This window comes from Capnocytophaga leadbetteri (assembly GCF_003054025.1).
Classification (GTDB): Bacteria; Bacteroidota; Bacteroidia; order Flavobacteriales; family Flavobacteriaceae; genus Capnocytophaga; species Capnocytophaga leadbetteri.
Window position 1 is genome coordinate 1 of record NZ_QBKG01000016.1, and the last position, 25,039, is coordinate 25,039.

The 25,039-nt window shown below is 38.6% G+C and carries 26 protein-coding genes and 2 tRNA genes; 3 read left to right on the forward strand and 25 right to left on the reverse strand.

The annotated features are described in order from the left end of the window. Positions 1-1,157: 1,157 nt before the first annotated feature. The 11 genes from C8P65_RS10100 to C8P65_RS10150 form a co-directional block, all read right to left on the reverse strand. Entirely contained in the window at positions 1,158-1,484 is a 327-nt protein-coding gene (locus C8P65_RS10100) for a hypothetical protein (protein WP_107782695.1), read from the reverse strand. A 12-nt stretch (positions 1,485-1,496) separates the two neighbouring features. Then, positions 1,497-1,943 carry a hypothetical protein gene (locus C8P65_RS12010; protein WP_146162932.1) on the reverse strand — a complete coding sequence of 149 codons (447 nt, stop codon included), beginning with the start codon at positions 1,941-1,943 and terminating at the stop codon, positions 1,497-1,499. Positions 1,944-2,467: 524 nt separating this feature from the next. After that, on the reverse strand, positions 2,468-2,653 hold the full coding sequence (locus tag C8P65_RS10110; protein WP_107782697.1) for a hypothetical protein: 186 nt from the start codon (positions 2,651-2,653) through the stop codon (positions 2,468-2,470). 7 nt (positions 2,654-2,660) lie between these two features. Continuing rightward, the gene (locus C8P65_RS10115; protein ID WP_107782698.1) at positions 2,661-3,617 is read right to left on the reverse strand and encodes a hypothetical protein; all 957 of its coding nucleotides are present in this window, start codon (positions 3,615-3,617) and stop codon (positions 2,661-2,663) included. A 115-nt stretch (positions 3,618-3,732) separates the two neighbouring features. Next, positions 3,733-4,053, reverse strand: coding sequence for a helix-turn-helix domain-containing protein (locus tag C8P65_RS10120; RefSeq protein WP_107782699.1), 321 nt, complete (start codon positions 4,051-4,053; stop codon positions 3,733-3,735). A gap of 21 nt (positions 4,054-4,074) precedes the next feature. Next, the gene (locus C8P65_RS10125; protein ID WP_107782700.1) at positions 4,075-4,281 is read right to left on the reverse strand and encodes a hypothetical protein; all 207 of its coding nucleotides are present in this window, start codon (positions 4,279-4,281) and stop codon (positions 4,075-4,077) included. A gap of 35 nt (positions 4,282-4,316) precedes the next feature. Beyond that, positions 4,317-4,622, reverse strand: coding sequence for a hypothetical protein (locus C8P65_RS10130; protein ID WP_107782701.1), 306 nt, complete (start codon positions 4,620-4,622; stop codon positions 4,317-4,319). 12 nt (positions 4,623-4,634) lie between these two features. Beyond that, on the reverse strand, positions 4,635-4,931 hold the full coding sequence (locus C8P65_RS10135) for a hypothetical protein (RefSeq protein ID WP_107782702.1): 297 nt from the start codon (positions 4,929-4,931) through the stop codon (positions 4,635-4,637). A 138-nt stretch (positions 4,932-5,069) separates the two neighbouring features. Continuing rightward, positions 5,070-5,264 carry an SH3 domain-containing protein gene (locus tag C8P65_RS10140; protein ID WP_107782703.1) on the reverse strand — a complete coding sequence of 65 codons (195 nt, stop codon included), beginning with the start codon at positions 5,262-5,264 and terminating at the stop codon, positions 5,070-5,072. After that, entirely contained in the window at positions 5,261-5,461 is a 201-nt protein-coding gene (locus C8P65_RS10145; RefSeq protein WP_107782704.1) for a hypothetical protein, read from the reverse strand. Before C8P65_RS10145 ends, C8P65_RS10140 begins: the two co-directional genes overlap by 4 nt. Before the next feature lie 125 nt (positions 5,462-5,586). After that, entirely contained in the window at positions 5,587-6,432 is an 846-nt protein-coding gene (locus C8P65_RS10150; protein WP_107782705.1) for a hypothetical protein, read from the reverse strand. A gap of 181 nt (positions 6,433-6,613) precedes the next feature. On the opposite strand from C8P65_RS10150, the gene C8P65_RS10155 reads away from it, so the two are divergent. Next, positions 6,614-6,814, forward strand: a complete 201-nt coding sequence (locus C8P65_RS10155) for a hypothetical protein (RefSeq protein WP_107782706.1) — start codon at positions 6,614-6,616, stop codon at positions 6,812-6,814. Between the two features lie 543 nt (positions 6,815-7,357). Here C8P65_RS10155 and uvrA read toward each other — a convergent pair. The 12 genes from uvrA to C8P65_RS10210 all read right to left on the reverse strand — a co-directional run bounded on the left by uvrA (position 7,358) and on the right by C8P65_RS10210 (position 22,909). Continuing rightward, on the reverse strand, positions 7,358-10,117 hold the full coding sequence (uvrA, locus tag C8P65_RS10160; RefSeq protein WP_107782707.1) for an excinuclease ABC subunit UvrA: 2,760 nt from the start codon (positions 10,115-10,117) through the stop codon (positions 7,358-7,360). Positions 10,118-10,284: 167 nt separating this feature from the next. Next, a tRNA-Asp gene (locus C8P65_RS10165) sits at positions 10,285-10,358 on the reverse strand. Positions 10,359-10,496: 138 nt separating this feature from the next. Continuing rightward, positions 10,497-11,840, reverse strand: a complete 1,344-nt coding sequence (gene dgt, locus C8P65_RS10170; protein ID WP_107782708.1) for a dGTP triphosphohydrolase — start codon at positions 11,838-11,840, stop codon at positions 10,497-10,499. A gap of 196 nt (positions 11,841-12,036) precedes the next feature. After that, complete coding sequence (locus tag C8P65_RS10175; protein ID WP_107782709.1) at positions 12,037-12,708, reverse strand: hypothetical protein; 672 nt, start codon at positions 12,706-12,708, stop codon at positions 12,037-12,039. 86 nt (positions 12,709-12,794) lie between these two features. Then, entirely contained in the window at positions 12,795-14,273 is a 1,479-nt protein-coding gene (gene proS, locus C8P65_RS10180; RefSeq protein ID WP_107782710.1) for a proline--tRNA ligase, read from the reverse strand. 3 nt (positions 14,274-14,276) lie between these two features. Beyond that, complete coding sequence (locus C8P65_RS10185) at positions 14,277-15,929, reverse strand: S41 family peptidase (protein ID WP_107782711.1); 1,653 nt, start codon at positions 15,927-15,929, stop codon at positions 14,277-14,279. Positions 15,930-15,939: 10 nt separating this feature from the next. Further along, positions 15,940-17,949, reverse strand: coding sequence for a protein-disulfide reductase DsbD family protein (locus C8P65_RS10190; protein ID WP_107782712.1), 2,010 nt, complete (start codon positions 17,947-17,949; stop codon positions 15,940-15,942). A 420-nt stretch (positions 17,950-18,369) separates the two neighbouring features. Next, on the reverse strand, positions 18,370-19,587 hold the full coding sequence (locus C8P65_RS10195; protein ID WP_107782713.1) for an RsmB/NOP family class I SAM-dependent RNA methyltransferase: 1,218 nt from the start codon (positions 19,585-19,587) through the stop codon (positions 18,370-18,372). Between the two features lie 153 nt (positions 19,588-19,740). Then, positions 19,741-21,342, reverse strand: a complete 1,602-nt coding sequence (locus C8P65_RS10200) for an OmpP1/FadL family transporter (protein WP_107782714.1) — start codon at positions 21,340-21,342, stop codon at positions 19,741-19,743. 15 nt (positions 21,343-21,357) lie between these two features. Continuing rightward, complete coding sequence (locus C8P65_RS10205) at positions 21,358-22,413, reverse strand: hypothetical protein (RefSeq protein WP_107782715.1); 1,056 nt, start codon at positions 22,411-22,413, stop codon at positions 21,358-21,360. A 57-nt stretch (positions 22,414-22,470) separates the two neighbouring features. Continuing rightward, the gene (locus C8P65_RS12115) at positions 22,471-22,617 is read right to left on the reverse strand and encodes a hypothetical protein (RefSeq protein ID WP_170069103.1); all 147 of its coding nucleotides are present in this window, start codon (positions 22,615-22,617) and stop codon (positions 22,471-22,473) included. After that, positions 22,601-22,909: a DUF4286 family protein gene (locus tag C8P65_RS10210; RefSeq protein WP_107782716.1), complete on the reverse strand. Its 309-nt coding sequence runs from the start codon at positions 22,907-22,909 to the stop codon at positions 22,601-22,603. The genes C8P65_RS12115 and C8P65_RS10210 overlap by 17 nt, the downstream gene beginning before the upstream one ends. A gap of 70 nt (positions 22,910-22,979) precedes the next feature. Between C8P65_RS10210 and C8P65_RS10215 the strand changes: the two genes are divergently transcribed. Together C8P65_RS10215 and C8P65_RS10220 are read left to right on the forward strand one after the other, a co-directional pair. Beyond that, positions 22,980-23,237, forward strand: a complete 258-nt coding sequence (locus C8P65_RS10215) for a hypothetical protein (protein ID WP_009389210.1) — start codon at positions 22,980-22,982, stop codon at positions 23,235-23,237. A gap of 69 nt (positions 23,238-23,306) precedes the next feature. Continuing rightward, positions 23,307-23,380 (forward strand) — tRNA-Thr (locus C8P65_RS10220). 67 nt (positions 23,381-23,447) lie between these two features. Here the strand turns inward: C8P65_RS10220 and mltG are convergent. Beyond that, entirely contained in the window at positions 23,448-24,473 is a 1,026-nt protein-coding gene (gene mltG / locus C8P65_RS10225; protein WP_107782717.1) for an endolytic transglycosylase MltG, read from the reverse strand. A gap of 28 nt (positions 24,474-24,501) precedes the next feature. Next, positions 24,502-24,933 (reverse strand): HXXEE domain-containing protein, encoded by a 432-nt coding sequence (locus C8P65_RS10230; RefSeq protein ID WP_107782718.1) that lies wholly within the window; start codon positions 24,931-24,933, stop codon positions 24,502-24,504. Positions 24,934-25,039: the final 106 nt, after the last annotated feature.

Sequence of the window (25,039 nt, forward strand, 5' to 3'; positions counted from 1 at the left end):
AAGTACCTGCTTCATTACAGGTTCCTGCTTGCTGATGCTTGGTTCTTTTGCCCTTGGTTGGTGATGCTTGTTGCTACTTGCTTCATTACAGGTTCGTGCTTGCTGGTGTGGTACTGATACCCTACGAACGAACCCGTATCGAAGTGCTTACTGGTGCTTGGTTGCGGTTTTTTGGTTTTTGGGTATCAATATTACTGTAAGTTATTATGCAAAACGCTGTATAATGCTTATTTTCAATAATTTATAAAACGTTTTATTTTTTGGGTATCAAAATAGTATCAAAAAACCGCTTTTTTGCCAAAAAAATACATTTTTGCACCCCTACCAAAATGAAAAATATACAGCTGGTTTAAATACAAAAATGAAAGCCCAATTTTAGGGACTTTCATTTTTAACTCTCTGAATAAAACCAAAATTAAACTATTTTTAAAATAAATATAAGCGTTGCGGTTTATTCTTATGCTGCTTTTTGTTTGCTGATTACGTTATACAAGTACTTAACGCCCGTTTTTTGCTTTCTGAATTACGGTATAATTACGGTAAATTACGGTATTTTGTTTTTGAGGTACGGGGCTAAATGTTTCAAAAACTCCTTAAAATACAGGGCTTTTAGCGGTTTTTTGGTTGCTGGTGTATAAGTATATGTTTTTTCTAAAAAACACACGAAAAAGCGGCACAAGTTAAAAAACTTATACCGCTTTTTGGGGCTTTCGCTTTGCGTGGAAAAATATATCGATGTAGGAATTTTTTTTGCAAAAGCGGGGGGAGATTGCACGCCCCCCGCTTATAAAGATATAACTTTATTAATTATTGACGCTGCAAAGATACGCTTTTTATTTGTTTTAATGGTAATTAATAGCATAAAAAACGGGCAAAAAGTCAATTCTGATGCATTTAACGGTAGTTATTAGTCAATTTTTCGGTAATTAATAGGACATTATTTGCATATTTTTGTATCATTTACGACATTTTGACAGGTATATTTTAAAACCTGTCATTTTGTCATATCTTTTTGACTGTCAGAATAATAGAATTAAAATAAGCCCGTTTTTAACTTTGTTTTTATCCTTTTGGTGTATATATACCCCCTAACACGAAAAAGCGCAAAAAAACGCCCTTTGTTTATACTTTTGGGCGTTTTTGCGTTGTGGTGCTTTTTAGCTTTGCGCTTCATTTATACTGTTATCATTGCTGCTATTACGTTTTTCCTTTTTGGGTGTAGGCATATGGTTTATTTTAGGTTCTGAATTATATTTTTGCGCCTTTTCCTTTGCTTGTATTACTGCTTCTATACGTTCCTCGCTGGTGTTATAAAGGGGCTCAATAATACTGTAAATTTGTGCCTCTACTGTAACCCTTTGTGCTTCGTACATTTCTAAATTTTGGCGTGCTTCTAATATCTCAAAATCTAAAGCATTTACCCTTTTGCCCAAACGTTGTGCTTCGTTGGTTCGTTTGTCTAAAAAATTAATCCAATGTTTCATACTAAAAAATATTTATTTGTTATTAGTTTCGTTACTTAGTTCCTCAATGCGTTTATATAGTTCCTTTGTGTGCTGTATATAGTCTTTGTACATTTTGCTGTATATCTCTCTTTTGCTGGGCTTTCTTAGTGGTATGTGTTTATTTATCCCGTGCTTCTTATAATAGGCGTTTAGCTTCCTAATAGTGTCCCGCTTGGTTGGAGGTTTTGGCGGTTTAATGTATGTTTGTACCTGTAATTTACCTGCTTCAAAATCCTGCTTTATTTCCTCTACAAGCAAACGGAGGTATTTATTTATTAGCTTATTACCTTTGTGCCCGCTGTTTAAATACCGCTTTCCTGCTTCTACTTTGCTGATAAAAGGTAATGTATAAATATATGCTTCAAAGGTTGGCTTTTCTTTTTCTGATACTACACGCTCTATAAATTTGCGCTTCCTTACTATATCGCTTAAATGCATTCTAAAATCTATCTTTGTGATGCTGAACTTTGTTGGAATGCCAAAATACAAGCTAATACAGAAAATTAAATCTTTTTTTGCTGGTGGAGGTATTTGCGGTGTGTTTTTCCTTATGTTTGCACTTCTTAGTATCTTATGCAAAGTTGTTTTACTTATCCCATACTTTGGTTTTATATATTCGTTAAGGGCTTTCCCTATTGTTATTCCCTTGTACTCCCTTATAAGCTGTTTATAATACTTTAAAATTTCCTTATTACGTTGCTGGGTACGGGTGTTTTTTTGGGTGCTTTTGCGGGTGTTTTTTTGACTAATTTTTAGTCTAATTTTTTTTGCCTTTCTTGTCATAATGTAATTTATTGATTATTAGATATTTATATTATAATGCTGTCATTCTGACAGTGGACGACAAGCTGCCTAACTTTAAAAAAGGCGGTATTTAATGCGCCTTTTGCTGTAGTTTGCGTGTCAAAATTAGTCATTCTTTTAAAAATGATTTTATAACTAATTGATTTACTTAATATTACTTACTTTGCCCACTGGGCATTTTCTATAAGTTTATAATCATTATAAAATTCTTTTGAAAACCAATCTCTAATAAACTCCCTACGTGTTCTGTACTCTCTTGGCGTTAAATCCTGTTCTTTTATCATTTGCATAGCTTTTTTAGTGCCTAATATTAGGATAACGCCTGCAAGTTCTTTTTTTATCATTGAACTTTTACCTTTGCCAATGTATTTTACTTTTAGGTGTGGCGGTAATACCTGCATTTGTAACATTTTCATTTCTTATATTATTTTCTTCTTTTGTTAGTTTATATTCTTTGTATAATTCTTTTGAAAACCAATCTCTAATGAACTCCCTACGTGTTCTGTATTCTTTTGGCGTTAAATCTTGCTCTTTTATCATTTGCATTGCTTTTTCAGTGCCTAATGTTATGATAACGCCTGCAAGTTCTTTTTTTATGGTTGAGCTCTTGCCCGTGCCTATATATTCTACTTTTGGGGCTGGTTGTAGTTCTTGTATTTCCTTATAAAAATCCTCTTCTAAACGCTTTAAATTTTCGTTGGTGATAAACTCCTGTAACGGTATATCCTGCCTTTTATAAATAGTTTCGTATCGTGTTAAGTTCTTAACGCCTGTTAGTGTTTGGCGCTTTTCTTTTAGTTCGTGTAGTTTGTCGTACATACGAAAAATACGCTTTTTGTCTTTGTCTGTTTCAGTTGTTTTTAAACTTTCTTTTTTAAAACGCGGGTGAAAATATAGCTTTTTACCATTGAGCGTTTGAAAGCGTTCTAAAATCTTATGTGTAGGCTCTTCTGTTTCGTGGTTTATACCTATCTCAAAATAATATACTTGTAATTCTATTCCTTTAAGCCCGTAATACTCCAATATTTTTGTAATGCTTTGTTGTGCCTGCTGCATCGTGATATTGTTGTAATTAGTTAGTTTGCCTGTTGCTTCAAAATTAAAAAATTTATGTACTGACCCTGATACAGTTAATGCCCCCCTTGTGTCTATCTGAATGAAAAAACCGCCGTTAAAATTCTTTGTATCGCCGTTATCATAGTAAATAGCCCCGTTTTTAGTATTTTTCTTTAGCCTTGATTTTGAGGCTATTTGCTTTAATTCTTTATCAGTAATGTTTTTTTTCTTTAAAGTTATTTTGTCAATCATTTTTTTTGTTATACTTTTGCAAAAACATTTAGGGGGTATTCCTCCAATTATGTTTTAATTATTTTAGCAAGAAGCCCCCACCTAATTAGGTGGGGGCTTCACCTTTTTTATTATTTTAGCAAGAAGCCCCCGTTTTTGGAATGTAGTATTTTGAACTACCTATTTTTTCATTATTTTCTATATATTGTTCTATTTCGGAGCGTTTAAATAGAACTTTTTTGCCTTTGCCGTCTGGCTGTATCTTTTTGATAAAGCCGTCTCTTACTAAGTCTTCTAACTTGTTACGGCTACATTTTAACAGCATTTGCACCTCTTTATGTGTTAGCATTTCCTGCCCTCTACGTGCCCGCAAATCCTTAATCATTACTTCTAATTTATCCATTTTTTTAAGGATATGCTCTAAGGTCTGATTTTGTACAATTGATATATTTTCCATTTTCACTAAGGTTTTAAGGTTTTATGCCTTTCCTACTTTGTTTATATACAAATGTGGCTCTTTTTCCTCCTGCCCTATGATTGTAAGAACGTGGTTTAAAAACGTTTCTAACTCATAGATTTTTAACGCTAAAATTTGCTGCGTTACTTCCTCTGTTTTTTGGCTTTCCTTTACCATTGTAGGTATAAGTGAAAGCATTTTTTTTACTGCTTGTTTCTCTACATTCATTTTAAACGTGTTTTAAAAGGTTTTTAAATTCTGTTTTATTTGTGTGCTGGTTCGTGGTTTAAAGCGTTATGTGTATGGCTTCTGATTAGGTTTAATGCTTCGGTTTCGTCGTGGATAATTAGCTGTTCGGCTAATCTCAAAACGTTGTACACGTCCCACGTGTTGCAGTCTATTTCGTTTTTATTACCTATCTCAAACAAAGCTGACATACATAATTTTAATAGTGATTTTGCCGTCTCTGAAAGTTCTGTGTAATCACTAAATGTTACCCGTGCTTCGCCTTTTTTGTTTAGCGTTACCATTGGTTCTTGGAGGTTTTCCAAATTTAATTCGTTGTACATACTTCTTTGTTTTTAGTTTATTGCTTTGCCAAATTTAATTTTTTCTAATACTTCAAAATCACCATAAGGTATTAACTTATCCGCAAGGTCAATAAGGTTGTATAAATCTATGTAGTTACTTTCGTTGCTGGAGTTACTCTCAATTGCTAATAAAGTATCTTTGCAAGCGTTTAATATTGCTTTGACACTGCAAAATAAATCCATATAACCTGTGAATTTTACAGGGCGTTCACCCTCTTGGGTAAATGCTTTTAACCATTCCTCTTTAAACTCTTTTAGCTGGTTTTTGTCTTGTTCGTTTGCTTGCATACTCTAATTTTTTAGTTTAACGATTTGTAACACTACCAAACCAAAAATAATTAGCTGGTACTTAATTTTTTGCACATTGCAAAAGCTGTCTAACACGATGGTTTTCTTTAAAAAAAATCTTTGCATATTGTTTTAAATTTATTGGTTTAACATTATCATACCTGCACGAACTGAAAAACGTTGCCCGCTTTTGTTTTCTACAATATAAACAGGCTTATGCTCTTCGCTGATTATCTTCAAAGGCTCACCTTTGCGGGCTTTTAAATCTTTGCGCAAATGCCCGTATATATCCTTTTTGGCTATGGCAGTGCCTGTAACTTGTAGCGTGCTCATTGTAATAACTCTTTAATGCGTTCTGTAGCTTGTTTTTGGCGTTCGTGGTACGAACTTAATAACTTTTCAATAGCTTCTAATACTAAGGTTTCTTTTTGCTTGTCACTACCTTTGCCTTTTGCATAATATCGCACAGCGTTATAACTTATATTTGTAGCTTTAGCGACTTCTTTAAATAATCCTTTTGGGTACTTCATATTTGTCGTTTAATTATTGTTATTTTGTCGATGCAAAACTACAAAAATATTTTTTACAAACAACAAAAAAGCGCAAAAAAAAAGACTTAAATTTATTAAGTCTTTGATTTTCAGAAAAATATTTTTTACTCAATTTTATATTTTTCTATAAAATTAGGGTCTGATATAATATTTTTCAACTCTTCTAATTGATATTTTTTTGCTTCTTGTTCCAAATTAATCCCCGCAATCTGGCTTTCTCTTATTATCTCTTTATCCCTTAACACAAAATTTACATACTCTTTTTTTATCTTATCAAAATCTAAAAACCATTCAAAAAGTGTTGTATCATAATAGCCCGTTTTTGCTTCTCTTTTTTCTGCAAATCTACTGTAACAAAAGTCTAAAAATATTGTTCTTTTTCCTCTTTCTGATATATTGTTAAATAAAAATTTGTTCTTTGGAAATCCGTCTAATAACGGGCTATCTTTTAAAATTTCTATTATATAAAACTTATTATCTTCATAATCTTTAAAGTTAAAAATATCGTCTAATTTCTTTTCTAATTCCTTACTTATAATATCATCTACATACCTGAATATAACAGGTATAAATGCAGAAGAATAAAAATTTATATATGAATTTAATAAGTTAAGATTTTGGTTTTTACTTGAATATGAATAAGAATAATCAAAATTTAAAAATTTCTTTGATACAGTATTATTTTCAGTATCTTTTTCAAACTTTTCTACGATTTTGTAAATTAAATTTAGTTCGTAATTTAGCCCCGCCTTTATAATTTTACTATATGTTTTATTATTAAAGTCCTCTTCTGTTACCCTATTAAAAAGCCTTAATATTATAGTTTCTTTCCTTATGGTCATTCTGTTAAAGATAATCATAAAAAAAATAGGGTATGTATCATTTCCTCTTTCGTCCTTTTTTGGTGCTACTCTTGTATTAAGATAATGTTTTACTGTTATTTTTCCCATCGCAAATATATTTTTAAGTAGGGTACAAAGGTACAAAAATTAGTCAAAATTAGTCAAAACGTGTCAAAAAATATTTTTTTTGCGGGCTGGTAGGTTGGTTTGTGGTCTGTATTAGCCCCGTGCCTTGCTGGTTCGTGATTTATTTTATACATTTGCACACTACAAATATTTTCTTTTTCGTATGCAACAAACACGTAAAAACGAACGCAAAAACCGCCTGCAAGAACGTAATATGAAAGTACGTACCCTTTTTAATGAATTAGTTAAAAAATACCCTCAATGGCGTTTAAATGCAGTTATAGATGAGGTTTCGGAAAGGGTGTTTTTGTCGCCCCGTACCATTGAGGCTATTTTATCTAATGAGGGTATTTATAAAGATTGATAATTTTATGTTAGTGTAGTTTTTTATTGTACTTGGGACAAGCATTTTTATAATGTTTGTCCCTTTGCTTTTTCTTGCTGATGCTTGTGTCCTACTTGCTGGTCTCTTTATTTTGCTGCAAAGCCCCTAACACTCTTTTTTGCTTATTAAAGCATCGAAAAAACTGCTGTTTTTTCAAATACCCTGTTCGCTGCTTTTCGTGCCTTGTTGCGGCTGCTTTGCGTTTGGTTCGTGGTGCTGATTTGTATCTTTGTTTGGTATTACTTCCTTACAGGTGCTTGTGGTTTTACATTTTACGCCTATTTTGGTGTAAAATCTGATTATCAATAAAATAGCTATAAATATAACTTTTACTTATAAACTCCTTTAAAATTATAAGAAAAAAGTATTAAACTTTTTTAGTGTTATAAGTTGTTGTAAATCAGTAAAATACGTATTTTGTTACCCTTTTGATACCGAAAAAACTTTAATCATCTTAAATCATTGATACATAGGCAGTTACTTACTAATGCAAAATAATTGTCAATTAGCAACAAACATTTGTCATTTGTCATTAGCTAAGGCGCTACCTGTATAGCTTTCTTTGCATTTGGCTATCTCTTCGGGGGTACCTTTTGCTATTATAGAACCTCCTTTTTCGCCTCCTTCTAAGCCCAAATCTATTATGTAGTCGGCACATTTTATCATCTCTAAGTTGTGCTCAATCACTATTACCGAATGCCCTTTTTCTATCAGTGCTTGTAGCGAGTCTAAGAGCTTGCGTATATCGTGAAAATGCAAGCCTGTCGTAGGTTCGTCAAAGATAAAAAGCACCTTTTCTTTGCTCTCCGATTTTGATAAAAACGAGGCTAATTTTATGCGTTGCGCTTCCCCACCCGATAAGGTAGAAGATGATTGCCCTAAGGTTACGTACCCCAAACCTACATCTTGTAGAGGTTTGAGTTTCTCTGCTATTTTTGTTTGCTTATGAGCAGCAAAGAAAGCCACGGCATCGTCAATAGTAGTGTTCAGCAGGTCATCTATGTTTTTCCCTTCGTAAGTTATTTCTAACACTTCTTTTTTGAAGCGCTTACCGCCACAGGCTTCGCAGGTTAGGTGCACATCTGCCATAAACTGCATTTCTATGGTCACCTCTCCTTCGCCTTTGCACACCTCGCAGCGTCCTCCATCTACGTTGAAAGAAAAATGCTTAGCCGAAAAGTTACGCATCTTAGCCAATTTTTGGTTAGCGTAAAGGTTGCGAATGTCGTCATATACTTTTAGATAGGTGATAGGGTTAGAGCGACTCGATTTGCCTATAGGGTTTTGGTCTACAAACTCTACGCTTTGCAGTTGCTTGTATTTGCCTTCTATGCGGGTGAATTGCCCTATTTTTTCGTTGCTGGCATTTAGCTCTTTTTGCATAGCAGGATAGAGCAGCTTCTTTATCAAGGTCGATTTGCCACTACCCGATACTCCTGTTACTACGGTCAGCATATCCAGCGGAAAACTCACATCTATATTTTTCAAGTTGTTCTCGCGGCAACCGATTAAACTGATGTAGTGGGGCGAGGTGCGCCTTTTCTTAGGCGGTTCAATGCTTAAGCGTCCGCTGAGGTATTTCCCTGTTAGAGTATCAGCTTTTAGCAGTTGTTCATAAGTGCCAGCAGCTACTACTTCCCCTCCGTGGGTACCTGCTTCAGGCCCTATGTCTATAATGTAGTCAGCGGCTTTCATTATGTCGGCATCGTGCTCTACTACTATCACCGTATTGCCTAAGTCGCGCAGCGATTTCAGTACTTTTATAAGCCTATGAGTGTCGCGTGGGTGTAGTCCTATACTCGGCTCGTCGAGTATGTACATCGAGCCGACCAAACTACTGCCCAATGAGGTTGCTAAGTTAATACGCTGACTCTCACCTCCCGATAGCGTGTTCGATTTGCGGTTTAGCGTTAAGTACCCCAAACCTACATCGCTTAAGAACTGTAGCCTGCTGTTGATTTCTATCAGTAGCCGTTTAGCTACTTCTTGTTCATAGGGCGAAAGGGTTAATTCTCTAAAAAATGCTTGTAGCTTTTCTATAGAAATTTCTACCAAATCCGAGATGCTTTTTCCTTGTATTTTCACGTAGTTAGCCTCCTTCCGAAGTCGTCTGCCGTGGCAGCTGTGGCAACGTGTTTTTCCGCGATAGCGCGCTAATAATACTCGGTTTTGTATCTTGTAGCTCTTTTCTTCTAATTCTTTAAAAAAGTCTGTCAGCCCTGTGAAGTATTTATTGCCGTCCCATACTAATTGTCGTTGTTCGGCACTGAGTTCATACCAAGGTTTGTGTATCGGGAAGTCGAATTTGTAAGCGTTGTTTACCAACTGGTCGCGAAACCAACTCATTGTTTCGCCGCGCCAAGGGTAGATGGCGTTTTCGTATACCGATAGCCCTGTGTTGGGTACGATAAGGTCTTCGTCGAGCCCTATCGTATCACCATAGCCATCGCATTCGGGACAAGCCCCGTAAGGATTGTTAAAGCTAAAAAGATGCACATTCGGTTCTAAGAAAGTGATACCGTCCATCTCAAAGCGGTTGCTGAAGTGTTTTAGTACTTCCGATTCCACTTCTTGTAGCATACATTCGCCTTTTCCTTCAAAGAAAGCGGTTTCTACAGCATCTGCCAATCGGTGCTGAAAATCCTCGTTGTGCTGCACCACTATCCGGTCGACTACTAACTGAAATTTGCCTAATTTCTTAGGTAGATTGTCTTCCTCTAATCGTATCACTTCTCCTTGGTGCAATATACGCGCATAGCCCTGCTGTAGTAGCAATTTTAGTACTTGTTCTACAGTGCGGTCTTTAGGGATACTAATAGGGGCTAATAGCAGCAGCTTAGTGCCGTCAGGGTAGGCGAGGGCAGTCTCTACCACATCAGTTACAGTGTGTTTTTTCACTTCGTTGCCCGAGATAGGGGAGTAGGTCTTACCGATACGGGCAAAGAGTAATTTTAGGTAGTCGTATATTTCTGTTGAAGTACCTACCGTAGAGCGTGGGTTAGAAGTATTGACTTTTTGCTCAATAGCGATAGCGGGCGCAATCCCGATGATGTTGTCTACTTTAGGTTTGTCAAGTCGTCCTAAAAACTGACGTGCGTATGATGATAGGCTTTCCACATAGCGGCGCTGCCCTTCAGCATAGAGGGTGTCAAAAGCTAAGCTCGATTTGCCAGACCCCGATAGCCCTGTTATTACTACCAATTGGTTGCGAGGGATACCTACCGTTATATCTTTAAGGTTATGTAGTTTGGCTCCTTTTATAAGTATTTCTTTACTCTTCATTGTCATCGTAATGATTCGGGCGACAAAGGTACGGATAATTTGCTAATTCACAATTTATAATTAGTACAAAAAATAAAAGCTCTCCTTACAAAGGAAAGCTTTCATTGGTTTACTATAAACCCGTGTAAAAATATTTACACAAAACAACACAACTAAATCTTATGAAGCGGTCTGGACGGGACTCGAACCCGCGACCCCATGCGTGACAGGCATGTATTCTAACCAGCTGAACTACCAGACCTTTAGTGATGTGCAATTCATTTCTTCATTGCGGTTGCAAAAGTACAACAATTTTTATTACCTGCAAATTTTTCGGCAAAAAAATTACAACTTTTTTTTAATTTTATTTTATTACTGCTGATTATCAGTATTTTATAAATTATATATTTTTAGCGCTACTCGCCGTTTTTAGGTGCAATTCTACCGCTTTACTGTCTGTCAAACTCGCTATATAGCAGGTGATGCCCATCACTTTGTCGTAAATACTGCCTTTTTTCTGATACTTTTCGGGCAATTTTTTTAGCAATAATTTATCAAAAGAGGTCTCTCTTTCGTTTTCGAAGTTGATAATAGCAGTAAAAAAGATGTCTAAAAGATGCTGCAAAATCACATACCCTTGCACTTCTTTCTCTACTACCTCGTCCGATTGGTAGATATGCTCCACACTACAGTCTATTACATCGGTTATTTGGTGGCGGTATTTGCTGAGCCTCAATAGCGATTGGTGGAAGTTGCCGTTTAGTATAGCGTCTTCATTTTCTATAAAAATCTCGGTAGCATCTTGCACTAAAGCACCTATAGCCACAGCTCTCAGATAGGCTATGCGCTCTTCTTTGGTCTGTAGTTTAGCGTATTTGTCGCGGTGTATTCTATCCGATATGATGCCCCCCATATATTCTAAGGCTACCTCTTCGCTGATAAGTCCTAAATTGATACCATCTTCAAAGTCGATAATAGTATAGCATATATCATCGGCGGCCTCTACTAAGAAAGCCAGCGGGTGACGTGCGTATCGCAATTCGCCTTGTTGGCTGTTAGAGATAAGCCCTAAAGTATCGGCTACTTCCTTAAAAAATGCTTTATCACCCTGAAAAAAGCCGTATTTCTTGTCAGCTATATTTTTAGTAGGTTGAATGGGTAGCGATTCTTTAGGATATTTGGTAAAAGCTCCTAGCGTAGCGTAAGTTAGGCGTAACCCTCCTTCAACCCCCAACCGCGATTCGTTTACGATTCTAAAACCATTAGCATTCCCCTCAAAATTACATAGGTCAGCATACTCAGCCTCTGTGAGCAGATGTTTAATAGCAGTGCCTTTTTTAAACTGAAAAAACTCACCTATAGCCTTTTCGCCACTATGTCCAAAGGGTGGATTGCCGATGTCGTGTGCTACCGAAGCGGCTGCGATAATAGCGCCAAAATCGTTGGTTTGGTAGCCTAAATCACGTAGATGAGGGTACTTCGTTAGCAGATGCTTTCCTACGGCACGCCCTAAGCTCCGCCCTACTACCGATACCTCTATACTATGGGTCAGACGTGTGTGTACAAAGCCTGTTTTAGAAAGCGGAATCACCTGTGTTTTGTCTTGCAGACTCCTAAAGGCACTCGAAAAGACCACGCGATCGTAGTCCATATCAAAGCTCAAGCGCGTTTCGTCTTCATTAATACGCAGTCTTGTAGTAGTGTCGCCGTATTTATTAAGCGAAAGTAGTTTTTCCCAAATCATATTTTTTTATTTATAGTTATAGTCTATTAGAATTGGTTTGTGAAAATTGAAGTAAGCTATCCGAAAACTTTTTTCGTGTATATTGACAGTCACATCTCCCCCTTTGAAGGGGGCTGGGGGGATGTTAATAATTAGTAAAGGCTGAATCTATAAAGAATCAGCCCTAATTTTTTAAAAGTCTAACAGACAGTATCTATTAGAAGTATGCGTTAAGAGTTGCAGAAATAACTCCAAAACCATTTGCATTTCCAATGTTAAAGTTTATTCTATTGTTGCTGTCGTTGCTAGCATATTCTAAACCTACACCATAAGTGTATTGAGCACCAAGAGCTACTTTAGGGAAGATAAAGTATTCAACCCCTGCAAAACCTTGTGCACCAATTCCGAATCCGAATTGTTTTTTAGCAGGAGAAACTAAACCTACTAAACCATCTACACCGTAGTAACCTTGTAGGCGGGTAGTACCTTTTCTCCACTCTTTACCATAGCCAGCTACTAAACCAAATTGAGAAGTACCATCAACATCTTTTTGTTTTTCGAAGTTGAAGTTAAAGCTTGCTGTGTAGCGAGTTGCAGTGTTGTCAGTATCAAACTTTTTACCTACAAAAGTAATTACTGAAGCAGTAGAAGAAAATACTCCTTGCCCAAAGTTAAGAACGTTTTGTCCTTCAAAAAGATCTGCAGAACTGTTACGAGTGTTAGCATTAAAAGCATTGCCAATAAAGTCCAAAGCATTACCTGCATTGAATCCAATAGACCAATCTCCTTGTTTTGGAAGATATTGTTCTCCTTTAGAAGATACTAAATTTTGTGCTGATACAGCACCAAAAGCAAAAACTGCTACTAATGATAAAATGATTTTTTTCATCGTAATTATGTTTTTTTAATTATTATAAGGCAAAGGTATACTTTTTTAGCATAACCACCAAATTTTTTCAGTATTTTTTTTCTCTTTTAATAGGCTTTCGCAAACAAAACTCTTTTGTTTGAAGGCTTTCCAGAGTACATACACACACCGCTTTCTTCTTTGGCATCTAAAGGAATACATCTAATAGTAGCCTTAGTTTCTTCTTTTATTTTAGCTTCTGTTTCAGCAGTGCCGTCCCAGTGAGCTGCAAAAAAGCCGCCTTTGGTTTCTAACAGTTCTTTAAACTCTTCGTACGAGTTCACTTCTGTTATGTGGCTGTCGCGGTAGGCTAAAGCTCTTTTGTACAAATTCTCTTGTATTTCCTTCAATAATTGAGCAATGTGTGCTATGATGTCATCTCCGCTTACGGTTTCTTTAGTTAGGGTGTCGCGTCTCGCTACTTCAAAGGTGTTATTTTCTAAATCGCGTTGCCCTACAGCTAAGCGTACAGGTACGCCTTTTAGTTCGTATTCGTGGAACTTAAATCCTGGTGATTGAGTATCGCGGTCGTCAAACTTCACACTAATACCTTGCTTTCTGAGAGCCTCCATTAGCGGACTGATGCGCTCTCTTACGCTTTCTAATTGCGTGGCTCCTTTGTAGATAGGTACAATTACTACCTGTATAGGGGCTAAGTTAGGAGGCAATACCAAGCCGTTGTCATCGCTGTGGGTCATAATTAGGGCACCCATCAGGCGGGTCGATACCCCCCAAGAGCTTGCCCATACGTACTCTTGCTTACCGTCTTTGGTAGCGTATTTCACATCAAAAGCCTTAGCAAAGTTTTGTCCTAAGAAGTGCGAAGTACCGGCTTGTAGGGCTTTGCCGTCTTGCATCATCGCTTCTATACAATAGGTTTCGTCAGCACCAGCAAAACGCTCGGTTTCTGTTTTAAATCCTCTGATTACAGGCACTGCCATAAAGTTTTCTACAAAGTTGGCATATACATTCATCATTCTTTCCGATTCTTCTATAGCCTCTTCTTTAGTAGCGTGGGCAGTGTGTCCTTCTTGCCATAAAAATTCTGCTGTGCGCAGGAATAGGCGCGTGCGCATTTCCCAGCGAACCACGTTTGCCCATTGGTTGATAAGGATAGGTAGGTCGCGGTATGACTGTATCCAGTTTTTGTATGTACTCCAGATGATAGATTCTGAGGTAGGACGCACTATTAGCTCCTCTTCCAATTTTGCTTCAGGGTCTACTATTAGCTTCCCTTTTTCATTAGGGTCAGTTTTTAGTCGGTAGTGGGTTACTACCGCACATTCTTTAGCAAAACCTTCAGCGTTCTTTTCTTCTGCCTCAAAATAGCTTTTAGGTATAAATATAGGGAAATAAGCATTAGTATGCCCTGTTTCTTTAAACATTCTGTCGAGTTCGGCTTGCATTTTTTCCCATATAGCATAGCCGTAAGGCTTAATTACCATACAGCCGCGCACGCCAGAACTCTCTGCCAAATCGGCTTTTACTACCAATTCGTTATACCATTTCGAATAGTCTTCACTTCTTGATGTTAGATTCTTACTCATATATTATTTTGTACTCTTTTTATTAGTTTTTGTTGCTTGCTTCTTCACTGCTTTCTTAGTAGCAGAGGTGCTTTTGTGGTGGTAGTAGTGCAGGCATTCATCTATGTAAAAATCGTGCTGATTTCTAATAAGCCCCGCTACGTTATTGTTAAACCATATTTCAGCCAAGCTGGCTTTCAGGTGTTTAGCTATCTCATTGCTGTTCTTGCTAAAATTTAGGTTGATGCGCCTATTTTTTAAGAATTTAGCAAAGGCCATTAGCATCTCTTTCGGCACTTTATAGTCGGTTATAAAGTATGCCTTATGGGGCTTGCTGTTTAGCGATGGGTGACTGTCTAAATACTCAAACAGAAAGAAATTGGTCAGTCCTGAGCGCAGTACTTCATTTACTAAATAGCTTTCGGGCTTCATATCTATAGGCACATATACATCGGGGTAAATACCGCCACCGCCATATACTACTTTTCCCTTAGGGGTCGTAAATTTCAGCGAGTCAGGCACGGTAGCATTGTCTATCTGAAAGCTGCCTCGCTGGTGTCCCAAACCGTAAGGCTTCTGTATAGACCGCCCTGTAGGGGTGTAATAGCGCGCAGTGGTTAGCCGTACTGCCGACCCATCGGGTAAGGGCATTTCGCTTTGTACTAATCCTTTCCCAAAGGTGCGTCTACCTACTATCACGCCTCGGTCGTTGTCTTGTAGCGCTCCTGCTACTATCTCGCTGGCTGAGGCAGTGTTTTCATTTACCAATATAAACACGGGCTTATCTTCAAATAGCCCCCCTTCAGTAGAGTAGGTCTCTTCTATCTCTTTGCGGTTGTTTTTGGTAAACACTATCATTTTGTTTTTAGGCAAAAACTCATCAGCTATTTGTATGCCTACATTTAAGAAACCCCCGCTATTGTTGCGCAAGTCAAGTATAAGGCTGTTTACCCCTTCTTTTTCAAGAGCTTTAAGGGCGGTCGAAAATTCGTTGTAGGTAGTCTCGGCAAATCGGTTCATTCGTATATACCCCAGCGTATCGTTCACCTTGTAAAAGCAATCTATACTTTTTATAGGTATAAATTTCCGCTCAATAGGAATTCTGAAAATACTGTCTTTGCTCTTTCGGTATATGGTCAGGTCTACCCTCGAGTCCATTTCCCCCTTCAGTATATTCTTTATCTTATCGATGCTTAACCGTTTCTTAAAGAGGGTGTCTTTGTTAGCCATCAGTATGCGGTCGCCAAAACGGATACCTTTCTTCATAGCATCACTTCCTTCTATAGGTCTGATAACGGCTATCGTATCTTTATACATATAGAAACTGATGCCCACCCCTACAAATTTGCCACTCATTGTCTCGGCTACTTCTTGTATATCTGTTTTCGAGATGTAGGTAGAGTGGGGGTCTAACTTTCGCAATATACTATTGATGGTCAGGTCTACTATACTATCGGTATTTACATTATCCACATAATCCTCCTCTATATAGTCTATCAGCCGTCCGAGTTTTACCTTATAAGGGTTTTCGGGCACGGTGTCTATATCGCTGATAGGGAAGGGGAGGGGTGGTGGCGGTTTCGGAATGTAAAAATTAGCTAACTGCCGTCCCAAGATAATCCCTATCGCCAAGGTTATGCCGATAAGTGTGGGGAGTATGTAGAGTTTGTTTTTCATTTAAATGCTATTATTTGCCAAAGGCGGTGATACCTTTTCTGAGCCATTTGTAAAACTCATCAGCATCATCGGTATCGGGGGTATACCCTATAGGGGCTACTAAATTTTCGCCCTCGTGGTTCATCAGCACATAAAAAGGCTGTGTGTTGGCTTTGTATTTCAGAGTCTGAAACTCACTCCATTTCTGACCTATAGTCTTAATGAGTTTGCCTTCTCTTATTTGCGATGGTTTCACTTCACTCTCTGGTAGCGGACGTTTGTCATCTACGTATAGCGAGATAAGTACTACTTCGTTTTTGAGTATATCTAACACCTGTGGCTTAGGCCATACGTTTTGCTCCATACGGCGGCAGTTTACGCACGACCAGCCTGTGAAATCTAATAGTACCGGCTTATTTTGTTGTTTAGCGTAGGCCAATCCTTTCTCATAGTCGTCAAAGGTTATGATATTATGTGGCTTAAATAGGTGGGCTCCTTCAGGTAGCGCGCCTTCTTCTGCCCCAACGGCTCCTTTACCTACTCCATATGGCGATTCGCTGTAGTGTTGTGGGGGCGGGAAAGCGTTGATAAGGTTCAGAGGGGCACCCCATAACCCTGGTATCATATAGATAGTGAAACTTAAAGTCAGCAGCCCCAAAATGAGTCGCCCTACTGATATGCGGTCAGAAGCATCATCGTGTGGCAAACGTATTTTTCCAAATAAGTATAACGAAAGGGCGCCAAATATAGCTATCCAAATAGCGATAAATACTTCGCGTTCTATCCAGTGGTATTGTACCACTAAGTCAGCATTCGATAAGAATTTAAATGCTAAGGCCAATTCCAAAAAGCCCAATACTACTTTCACAGTGTTCATCCAACCACCCGATTTTGGCAGTGATTGCAACCACCCAGGGAAAGCCGCAAATAGTGCAAAAGGCAAGGCTATAGCTAATGAAAAACCAAACATTCCCATAATAGGGGCGATACCCCCTTGCGAGGCTGCTTGTACTAATAAAGAACCTACTATAGGCCCTGTGCACGAGAAAGATACAATGGCTAAGGCCAGTGCCATAAAGAAGATACCTACAAAACCACTGCGGTCGGCTTGGGCATCAATCTTAGTACTCCACGAGCTGGGTAGGGTAATTTCAAAAGCTCCTAAAAATGAGATAGAAAAAACTACTAAAATAAGGAAGAATATAAGGTTAAATAAAAAGCTACTTGAAAATGCGTTTAGCACATCAGCTCCAAAGATAGCAGTTACTACCGTGCCTAATAACACGTAAATCACGATAATAGAAATACCGTAAGTTATCGCATTTCTGATGCCCTTAGCCTTTGTTTTACTTTGTTTAGTAAAGTAGCTCACTGTCATTGGTATCATCGGGAATACGCAAGGGGTCAGTAGAGCTGCAAACCCTGCCAAAAATGATAAAAGGAATATCGTCCAAATACCCTGATTGTGAATAGGGGTAGGGTTTATTGCCTCTGTTTTTGTTTCGCTTACAGTCGTAGCAGGCGCTGCGTTATTGTCTGCTGGCGGATTGTTAAAGGTGAATTGTGGACTAACACCTGCGGGGGCAGCGGCATTATCGGTTAGTTCAAATACCAAATCTACTGTATCTGGGGGCGAGCAGTTGTTGTCATTACAACTCATAAATTCTACACTCCCTTTAATGCTTGTCGCCGCCTTATTAAGCAGTTTTATGTGTTGTTTAAATACCGCTTGGTTGTGGAAATAAGAAATCTCCATATTAAACACCTTGTCGTGCTTCAGTATAGGGGTCGATTCTTCGGTCTTTCCTACAAGCTCAAAGTCAGTATTTTTTTCAAATTCAAAAGTAGTCGGAATAGGTCCATTGGGCGGGATATTCTGTCCATACAGCTTCCAACCAGCCTCTATAGTAGCCTTAGCCACCAAGTAATATTCAGTATCATTGATTTTCTCAACGCTGGTAGACCACTTTACAGGGGTATAAATTTGTGCCTTTGCTATCGCAACAAAAGCAATAAATAGTAATGTAATGAGTTTTTTCATTGGTCGTTCGTTATATTTAAGGGTGCAAAATTACAACAAAATAATGATTTGTACAATTTTTAAAGTTACTTCTATGTAAGGTGTATTTTTCCATTATAAAGCTCGTGTATGAGCTCCCCCTTCGGAGGAGGGGGCAGGTTTCTATTAACCATTATTAATGAGCCTCGCCATATAGAAACCATCGTAACCTGTTTCAAAGTTACTTCGATGTAAAGTTTATTTTTCCATTATAAAGCTCGTGTATCAGCTCCCCCTTCGGAGGGGGCAGGGGGGAGGTTTCTATTAACCATTATTAATGAGCCTCGCCATATAAAAACCGTCATAACCTGTTTTAAAGTTACTTCGATGTAAAGTGTATTTTTCCATTATAAAGCTCGTGTATGAGCTCCCCCTTCGGAGGGGGCAGGGGGGAGGTTTCTATTAACCATTATTAATGAGCCTCGCCATATAAAAACCATCGTAACCTGATTGATGCGCAAAAATCACCTCTTCAGCCTCTAATTTAAAATCCTTGCCAGCTTCCGAAGCTAAGAAAGTCGCTACTTGCTGGTGGTTTTCTGAAGGCAATACCGAGCAAGTCGCATATACCAGTTTACCGTCTTTTTTCAGCAGTTTGCTGTACTGCTGCAATATTTCTTGTTGGGTAGTGCGTATCTGGTCTAAAAACTCAGGTTGCAATTTCCATTTAGCATCAGGGTTGCGGCGCAGTACACCCAAGCCACTACAAGGCGCATCTATCAGCACACGGTCGGCAGTGCCTTGCATACGCTTCAGTTGCTTAGGGTCTATCAGCTTAGTTTCTATGTTGAAAGCTCCATTGCGGCGTGCTCTCCGTTTGAGTTCTTGCAGCTTTTGCTCGTAAATGTCCATCGCTATAATCTGACCTTTGTTTTGCAAGAGAGTTGCCAGATGAAGCGTTTTACCACCAGCTCCAGCACAAGTGTCAATAATGCGTTTTACGTTATTGTCTATTTGCATAAACGGAGCTACCTTCTGCGAAGAGGCATCTTGCACCTCAAACAGACCGTCTTTAAAAGATTGACTTTTGAAGATGTTGCTGCGCTCCACCAATTGCAAAGCATCAGAATACTGCTGTAGCGGATAGCTTTCTACTCCTTCCTCGCGGAGGAGTTGCTGCAGTCTATCACGACTTATTTTCAGAGTATTTACACGCAATACTACGGGGGCTAAACTATTCAGACTGTGTAGTTCATCTGTCCAGAGAGCCTCTCCTAATTCTTGTTCTCCCAAAGCGTCTAACCAGTCAGGCACCGATTCGCGGTATTTGCGTATTTTAGAGAGCTCGTCAAATTTCCCTTTGATGCGTCTAGTAGGGGTATCTTCAAAGTAGTTTCCCCAGTTCGGCAGCGCAACACCTTTCAGGGTAGCCCATACTGCAAAAAGGCGACGTAGGTTATGTATGCTGAAAGGCTCATATACTTCAGCTATTTCCGCATAAAGGCGTTTCCAGCGCACTATATCGTAAATCGTTTCAGCTACAAAAGCTCTATCGCGAGCCCCCCAACGCTTATCTTTTTTCAGCAGTTTTTCTACTACCTTATCGGCATACTGATTTTCGGTAAAAATAAAACCGAGACCCTCAATTACCGCATCCACTAAATTTCTGTGTAATTTCAAAATACTTTTTTTGAATGTTGTTTTATACTAAATTTGAATATTGCTTTTATACTAAAAATGAGACGGTGCTTTTCTCATCACCGTCTCTTAGTTATCTGCCTGTGCGGCTCGCACTCTACTTGTGCGGCTCGCACTTTACCTGTGCAGCTTGCACTAAAAAAGCTGCGCCGTGAAGGTAAACAAGAAGTTACCATAAGTAGATTTTATGTGTGCAGGAGTTGTCAGCACATTCTCATATATTTGGTAGAGGTTCGTTTGTTTAGCCACATCGTACGAAGCATCTAATCTGATACCACCCAAGGTCACACCAGCTCCAAACGAATACCCTGTCAGATCACCTACTACAGCTTCTGCTTTTCTATACGGACTTTGTTCGTATCTATAACCTGCTCGCAAGCTTACAAAGTTAGTACTCTTAGGGTCTTCTTTTACTAATTTAAAAGGTATTCTATACTCGCCCCCTATGCGTAGGGTCGAGGTATCACCCATTTGGTTTTCAAAAGCACTATTATAGCCTTTCATATTATTACTTCTGAATTTCAGATTATCGTAGGCTCTGTAGGTGTAATCAATGCTTAAGATACCTCTTTTCTTTATCAGGTAAGCAGCGCTGGCAGTCCACGCGCTGGGGGTGCGGAACTTGTACTCGCGTTCATACCATATAGGGTCGCCATACCTATTCACCAGTTCTATATCACGGTCATAAGTAGTAGTAGCCACTCCTGTAGTAGCGTAGAGCACTTGGCGCGACTCCTCTTTCATCCTATACCACGTAGGCGATTGGTAACTTACCCCTAAACGAAACTCATCAGTTACTTTGATAATACTTCCTAGCTGTAGCGAAAAGCCTTCACCTGTTGTATTGATGTATTGTTTGTGGTTCGCATAGCGTAGGTAAGGGTTTGAACTTCTAAAATTGTCTTCTTTTACACTATACAACGCCTTTTCGTTGATGTTGTGCGCATTTAAGTTCATTCCTAAGTAAATAAAATCCCCTATTTGCGAAGCAAAGTTGAAATTGTATTTATTCACATAGCCCGAACGCTCTATTTTATAGGTTTGCAAACGCTCCAGATTATCACCACTAAGGTCATATTCTGTATTGTCTGCCGAAAGCGTCTTAGGGTTGATAAGACCAGCCTTCAATCCCAAATAAGCCATCTGGGCAGCATAGCCCTCTCTACGTCCTAAAGTAGCATAATACTCTCCTATCTCTTCCTGCTGGTTTAAATTATATCCTCCTGCAAAAGTACCAAAGCTAAAAGGATTGCCATTATTACCTTTGGTAGCGTAGTCCAAAAAGTAATCGTCTAAGCCCGTAGTATTGTAAGCCGAATAAGAAAACTTGTCATTGTCAAGAGTTTTGCTTAATTGATAATTAAACCCAAAACTCAATTTCTTCACAGTAGGCGATACATCAGGAATAGCAAACACAACCCCGAAATGATTGAAATTAAAATCATTGTTATTTTTCTTATCACTTCGGTCTAAGAAGTTAATATCTCTCTTTTGGCTGTTGTTATTAAGGCTAAACGAAATTTCGCTTGCGTTGAAAATAGCACTCCCTGCCGGATTGATATTTATGGCTGAAGGGTCGCCACCTAAGGCACCAAATGCTCCGCTCATAGCCTTAAAACGGGCGGTACCTGTCAGTTCTTCAGTGCTATAGCGCAAAGCATCAGTATAATTCTGAGCTTGAGTACCCATAGCTGCTAAAGAAAATCCTAAAAATAATATATAATTGATTTTTCTCATTTTTCTTAATATTTTTTAATCGCGATTTGAACTTCTGTATCCTCCACTGCTGCTACTACTGCTGTTAGAAGACCCACTGCTGTAATTGCCGCCAGAGCTGCTGCTATTGCTATAGTTAGAACTTCTACCAGAATAGTTAGAGTTCGATTCGTAGGCTCTTCTGGTCTCATAGCCTGTTGGCGGATTATTGTTATATTGCTGATTTTGGTAAGAAGGTCTACCACTATAGTTGCCGTTATTATTGTAATATCCTTGGCTTTGCGAACGACTATAAGAGCCTCTACCATCTTCATAACGGTTAGCGTTACTTCTGTAGTTGTCATCTCTTATAATAGCACGTCCTCTGCCGCTATAAGACCCTCCATTGCCGTACGAACGACTCGGTTCGTAATAGTAATCTCTTGGGCGGTAATCGTAATAATATCCGTAATAAGGATAGTAGCCTCCGTAAGGATAATATCCATAATAAGGGCTATATCCATAGTAAGGACTGTATCCGTAATAAGGGTAGTAATCATAGTACCCACCGTAGTACGGACGATAACCGTAGTAGCCACTATAGCCCCAATAAGGGTCGTAATAACTACCCCAGCCCCAGCCAAATGACAAGCTCCAGCGAGCTCTATTTCTGTAGTATGAGTCATAGCCGTAATTAGGGTACCAATTATTGTAGCCCCAGCTATTATATCCCCACGGACTGTTGTTGTACACATTCACATTCACTTGCGAAGGGTTGCTACCCCAGCCTCCGTAGGCAGGTGCCCCCGAAGTCGCGTTAGAACGATAGCTATTTACATCAGTGAAATGTGTAAACGAAGTGTCAGGCACTTGGCGGTATTGCTGTGCTTTTTCACCGAAATAATCTTTGTAGCGGTTAGGTGCATACCTATTTTCTACAGGCGTATAAGCAGGTTCTTCTACTATTTCCAAATAGCTAGGTCTTTCAGGTACGGGGTCGTAATATACCCCATCAGCGTAATAATAACCACCACAAGAAAGTAGCGCAAACGATGCCACGAGTAGTAGTAACGCGTGCATCCATCTTTTGTTGATTTGTAAGTTCCTTTTCATATTGTATAAGTTTTTTATAAGTCAAACCAAACTTTTACTATAATTGTATCACAATTTTTATGCCATTTTTTTTGAAGCTATCTTCACTATACACTGAGCGAACGATGAGCGAACGATAAGCGAAGGAAAGTCGGCGAGCTGGCACAGCCGAGTATGTGACGAACGAAAGTCGGCGAGCTGGCGTAGCCTAAATATCCCCTTCATCACTTATCATCAATCTTGTCCCAAAGAAAAGTGCCTTCTCGCCAAAAGTAGCAGCAGCCTCTTCTAAAAGTTGTGGCATTTTCTCTTCTAAAAAAGCTGACAAATTAGCAGCAGAGCTAATCTCGTGATGGATAGCATAATGCCTTTCAGTCGAATCTAATACCCTCATTATTTGTACATTGTCTACTAATGCAGAGGCGTTTACAGCAGGCAGGTAAGAGTGTGCCAACCACTGTTGCCACGCCTCGAAAACTCCTTCGTCAATGACTGCTGTCAAATTATAGATATACATATATTACTTTATTTTTTGCAAAGATAAGAAATATTTCTTAGCTTTGCACTCAAAATAAATAATTTAGACTATGGCAAGTATCCGCGATTTAAAGAAAGATATCAACTATGTTTTAGGTGATATTATTGATGCTGTGTATTTTACAGGCAAAATGCAAACAGAAGAAGGTAAGGCTCTTATAACTGAAATTGTCAATACTTTCGATACTCTAATCGATAAAGTAGCTGATAGAACTGTTGAAAGCAGAGGGGCTCATTTAAAGCAAGTTAGAAGAGAATTTGAAGAAAGAGCAGGAGCATTTATACAAAAGCTAAATCAATTAGCTTAAAAAAATGTTCAAAAAACTTTTGCATATTTACAAAATGGTGTTATTTTTGCACCCGCAAATAAGCAGAGTGCCGGTGTAGCTCAGTTGGCTAGAGCACGTGATTTGTAATCTCGGGGTCGTGGGTTCGACTCCCTCCACCGGCTCAAATAAATAAAAAAGTCCGGAAAGTTTGTCTCAAACTTTCCGGACTTTTTTATTTGTCATTGGTTATTATTTTACTCCTTGCTCATTAGCCCAATTCCAGTATTTTTTAGCACTTTCAGTATGTTGCAAAAAAGTGCGCGAAAATTTGTGGTAACCGTAATTCTCAGGGTCTGCTACAAAAAAGTAGTAGTCGTGTTGTTCAGGTTTTAGCACAGCCTCTATTGATGATAGGTCAGGCATTGCGATAAGTCCTATTGGCAAACCATAATTTTGATAAGTGTTATAAGGGTTTTCTAGACGAGTATGCGTTTCAGTTACTCGTTTTATTACCATATTATAGTCGCCTGTATGGTTTTTCATCGCAAAGATAGCGGTAGGGTCAGCCTGCAATAGCATATTGATATGCAGACGGTTCAGATAAACGCCAGCTATACGAGGGCGTTCGTCTACCTTAGCACTTTCTTTTTGTACTATTGAAGCTAAAATACTCACCTCTATAGGGCTAAGACCTTGTGCTTCAGCTTGTGCTTTGCGTTCTTTTGTCCAATAGCGATGGTATTCTTTCAGCATACGGTCGCGGAACTCCTCAGCAGTAGTATTCCAATAAAATTCATAGGTATTAGGTAAGTACATAGCAAGGGCAGTAGCCTCAGTAAACCCGTTTTCTTTCAGAAAAGTAGGGTCTAAAAAAGCGCGTATTAGGGTAGTGCTATCAGGCTCTATCTGCTCAGCTATACGAGCGGCAAGGTCTTCCAATCGCTCCTGATTATTAAATTTTAGTTTTATAGGGGTATTTCTATTGCGAAGAGTACGTACGATTTCAAGGTTGCTTGCCCCCTTCTTGATGATGTATTTTCCTGCTTTTACGTGTGTGGTATAGCCGCGTTGCTTAGCTACTTGCTCAAAAGCGAGACTACTTTTTAGCAACGGACGTAGTTTGTGCAATACATCACCAAAGTCAGCCCCTGTAGGTATGTATATTACTACTTCTTTTTCACTAAAAGCGGTGTTGCTAGCAAATACAGCGCGATAAATAAAAAATCCTGCTATACTGATAAGGGCTATTACTGCCAATATTATCCATTTTTTCATTGTCTATATATTTGTCTGTTTATATGTTCTATTTTATGTTGAAGTCCCCGAAAACATTAGCGATCCATTTGGGTATTGAGTAAATACCTATTAGGCAGGTTACCATTACGGGGGAGTAGGAATGGGTGAAATAGCTTATCAAAATATGCCATACCAAAAAGAAACTCAATCCTGCAAGGTATAGACTAAGTGCTATTCTTGTAGCTTTTTCACTCTTTCTACACAAAAAAGCAATAAGTGCTACAAAAGCAATTTGCCCTACAGAAGCCCATATAAAATATTCGGGGTGCTCATTAGCTAAATGAGCATTCTCAGCAATTCTGGGGAGTTGCAACCATTGGGGTATCTTATCTACAAAGTCAATATACCATTGCCAGAATGAAATACTCTCTTCTACTTGGTGCAATGCGTGCAGCCCTATTATGGGTAGCCACAAGTGTATGTATTTATTGGTTTTCATATTCTTTAATGGGAGTTCTTTTTTAGAAAGACTTTATTTGACCGCAAAGATACTAAAAAAAGAAAAACCGAAAACTTTATACTATAAAAATATAAAATCTTCGGTT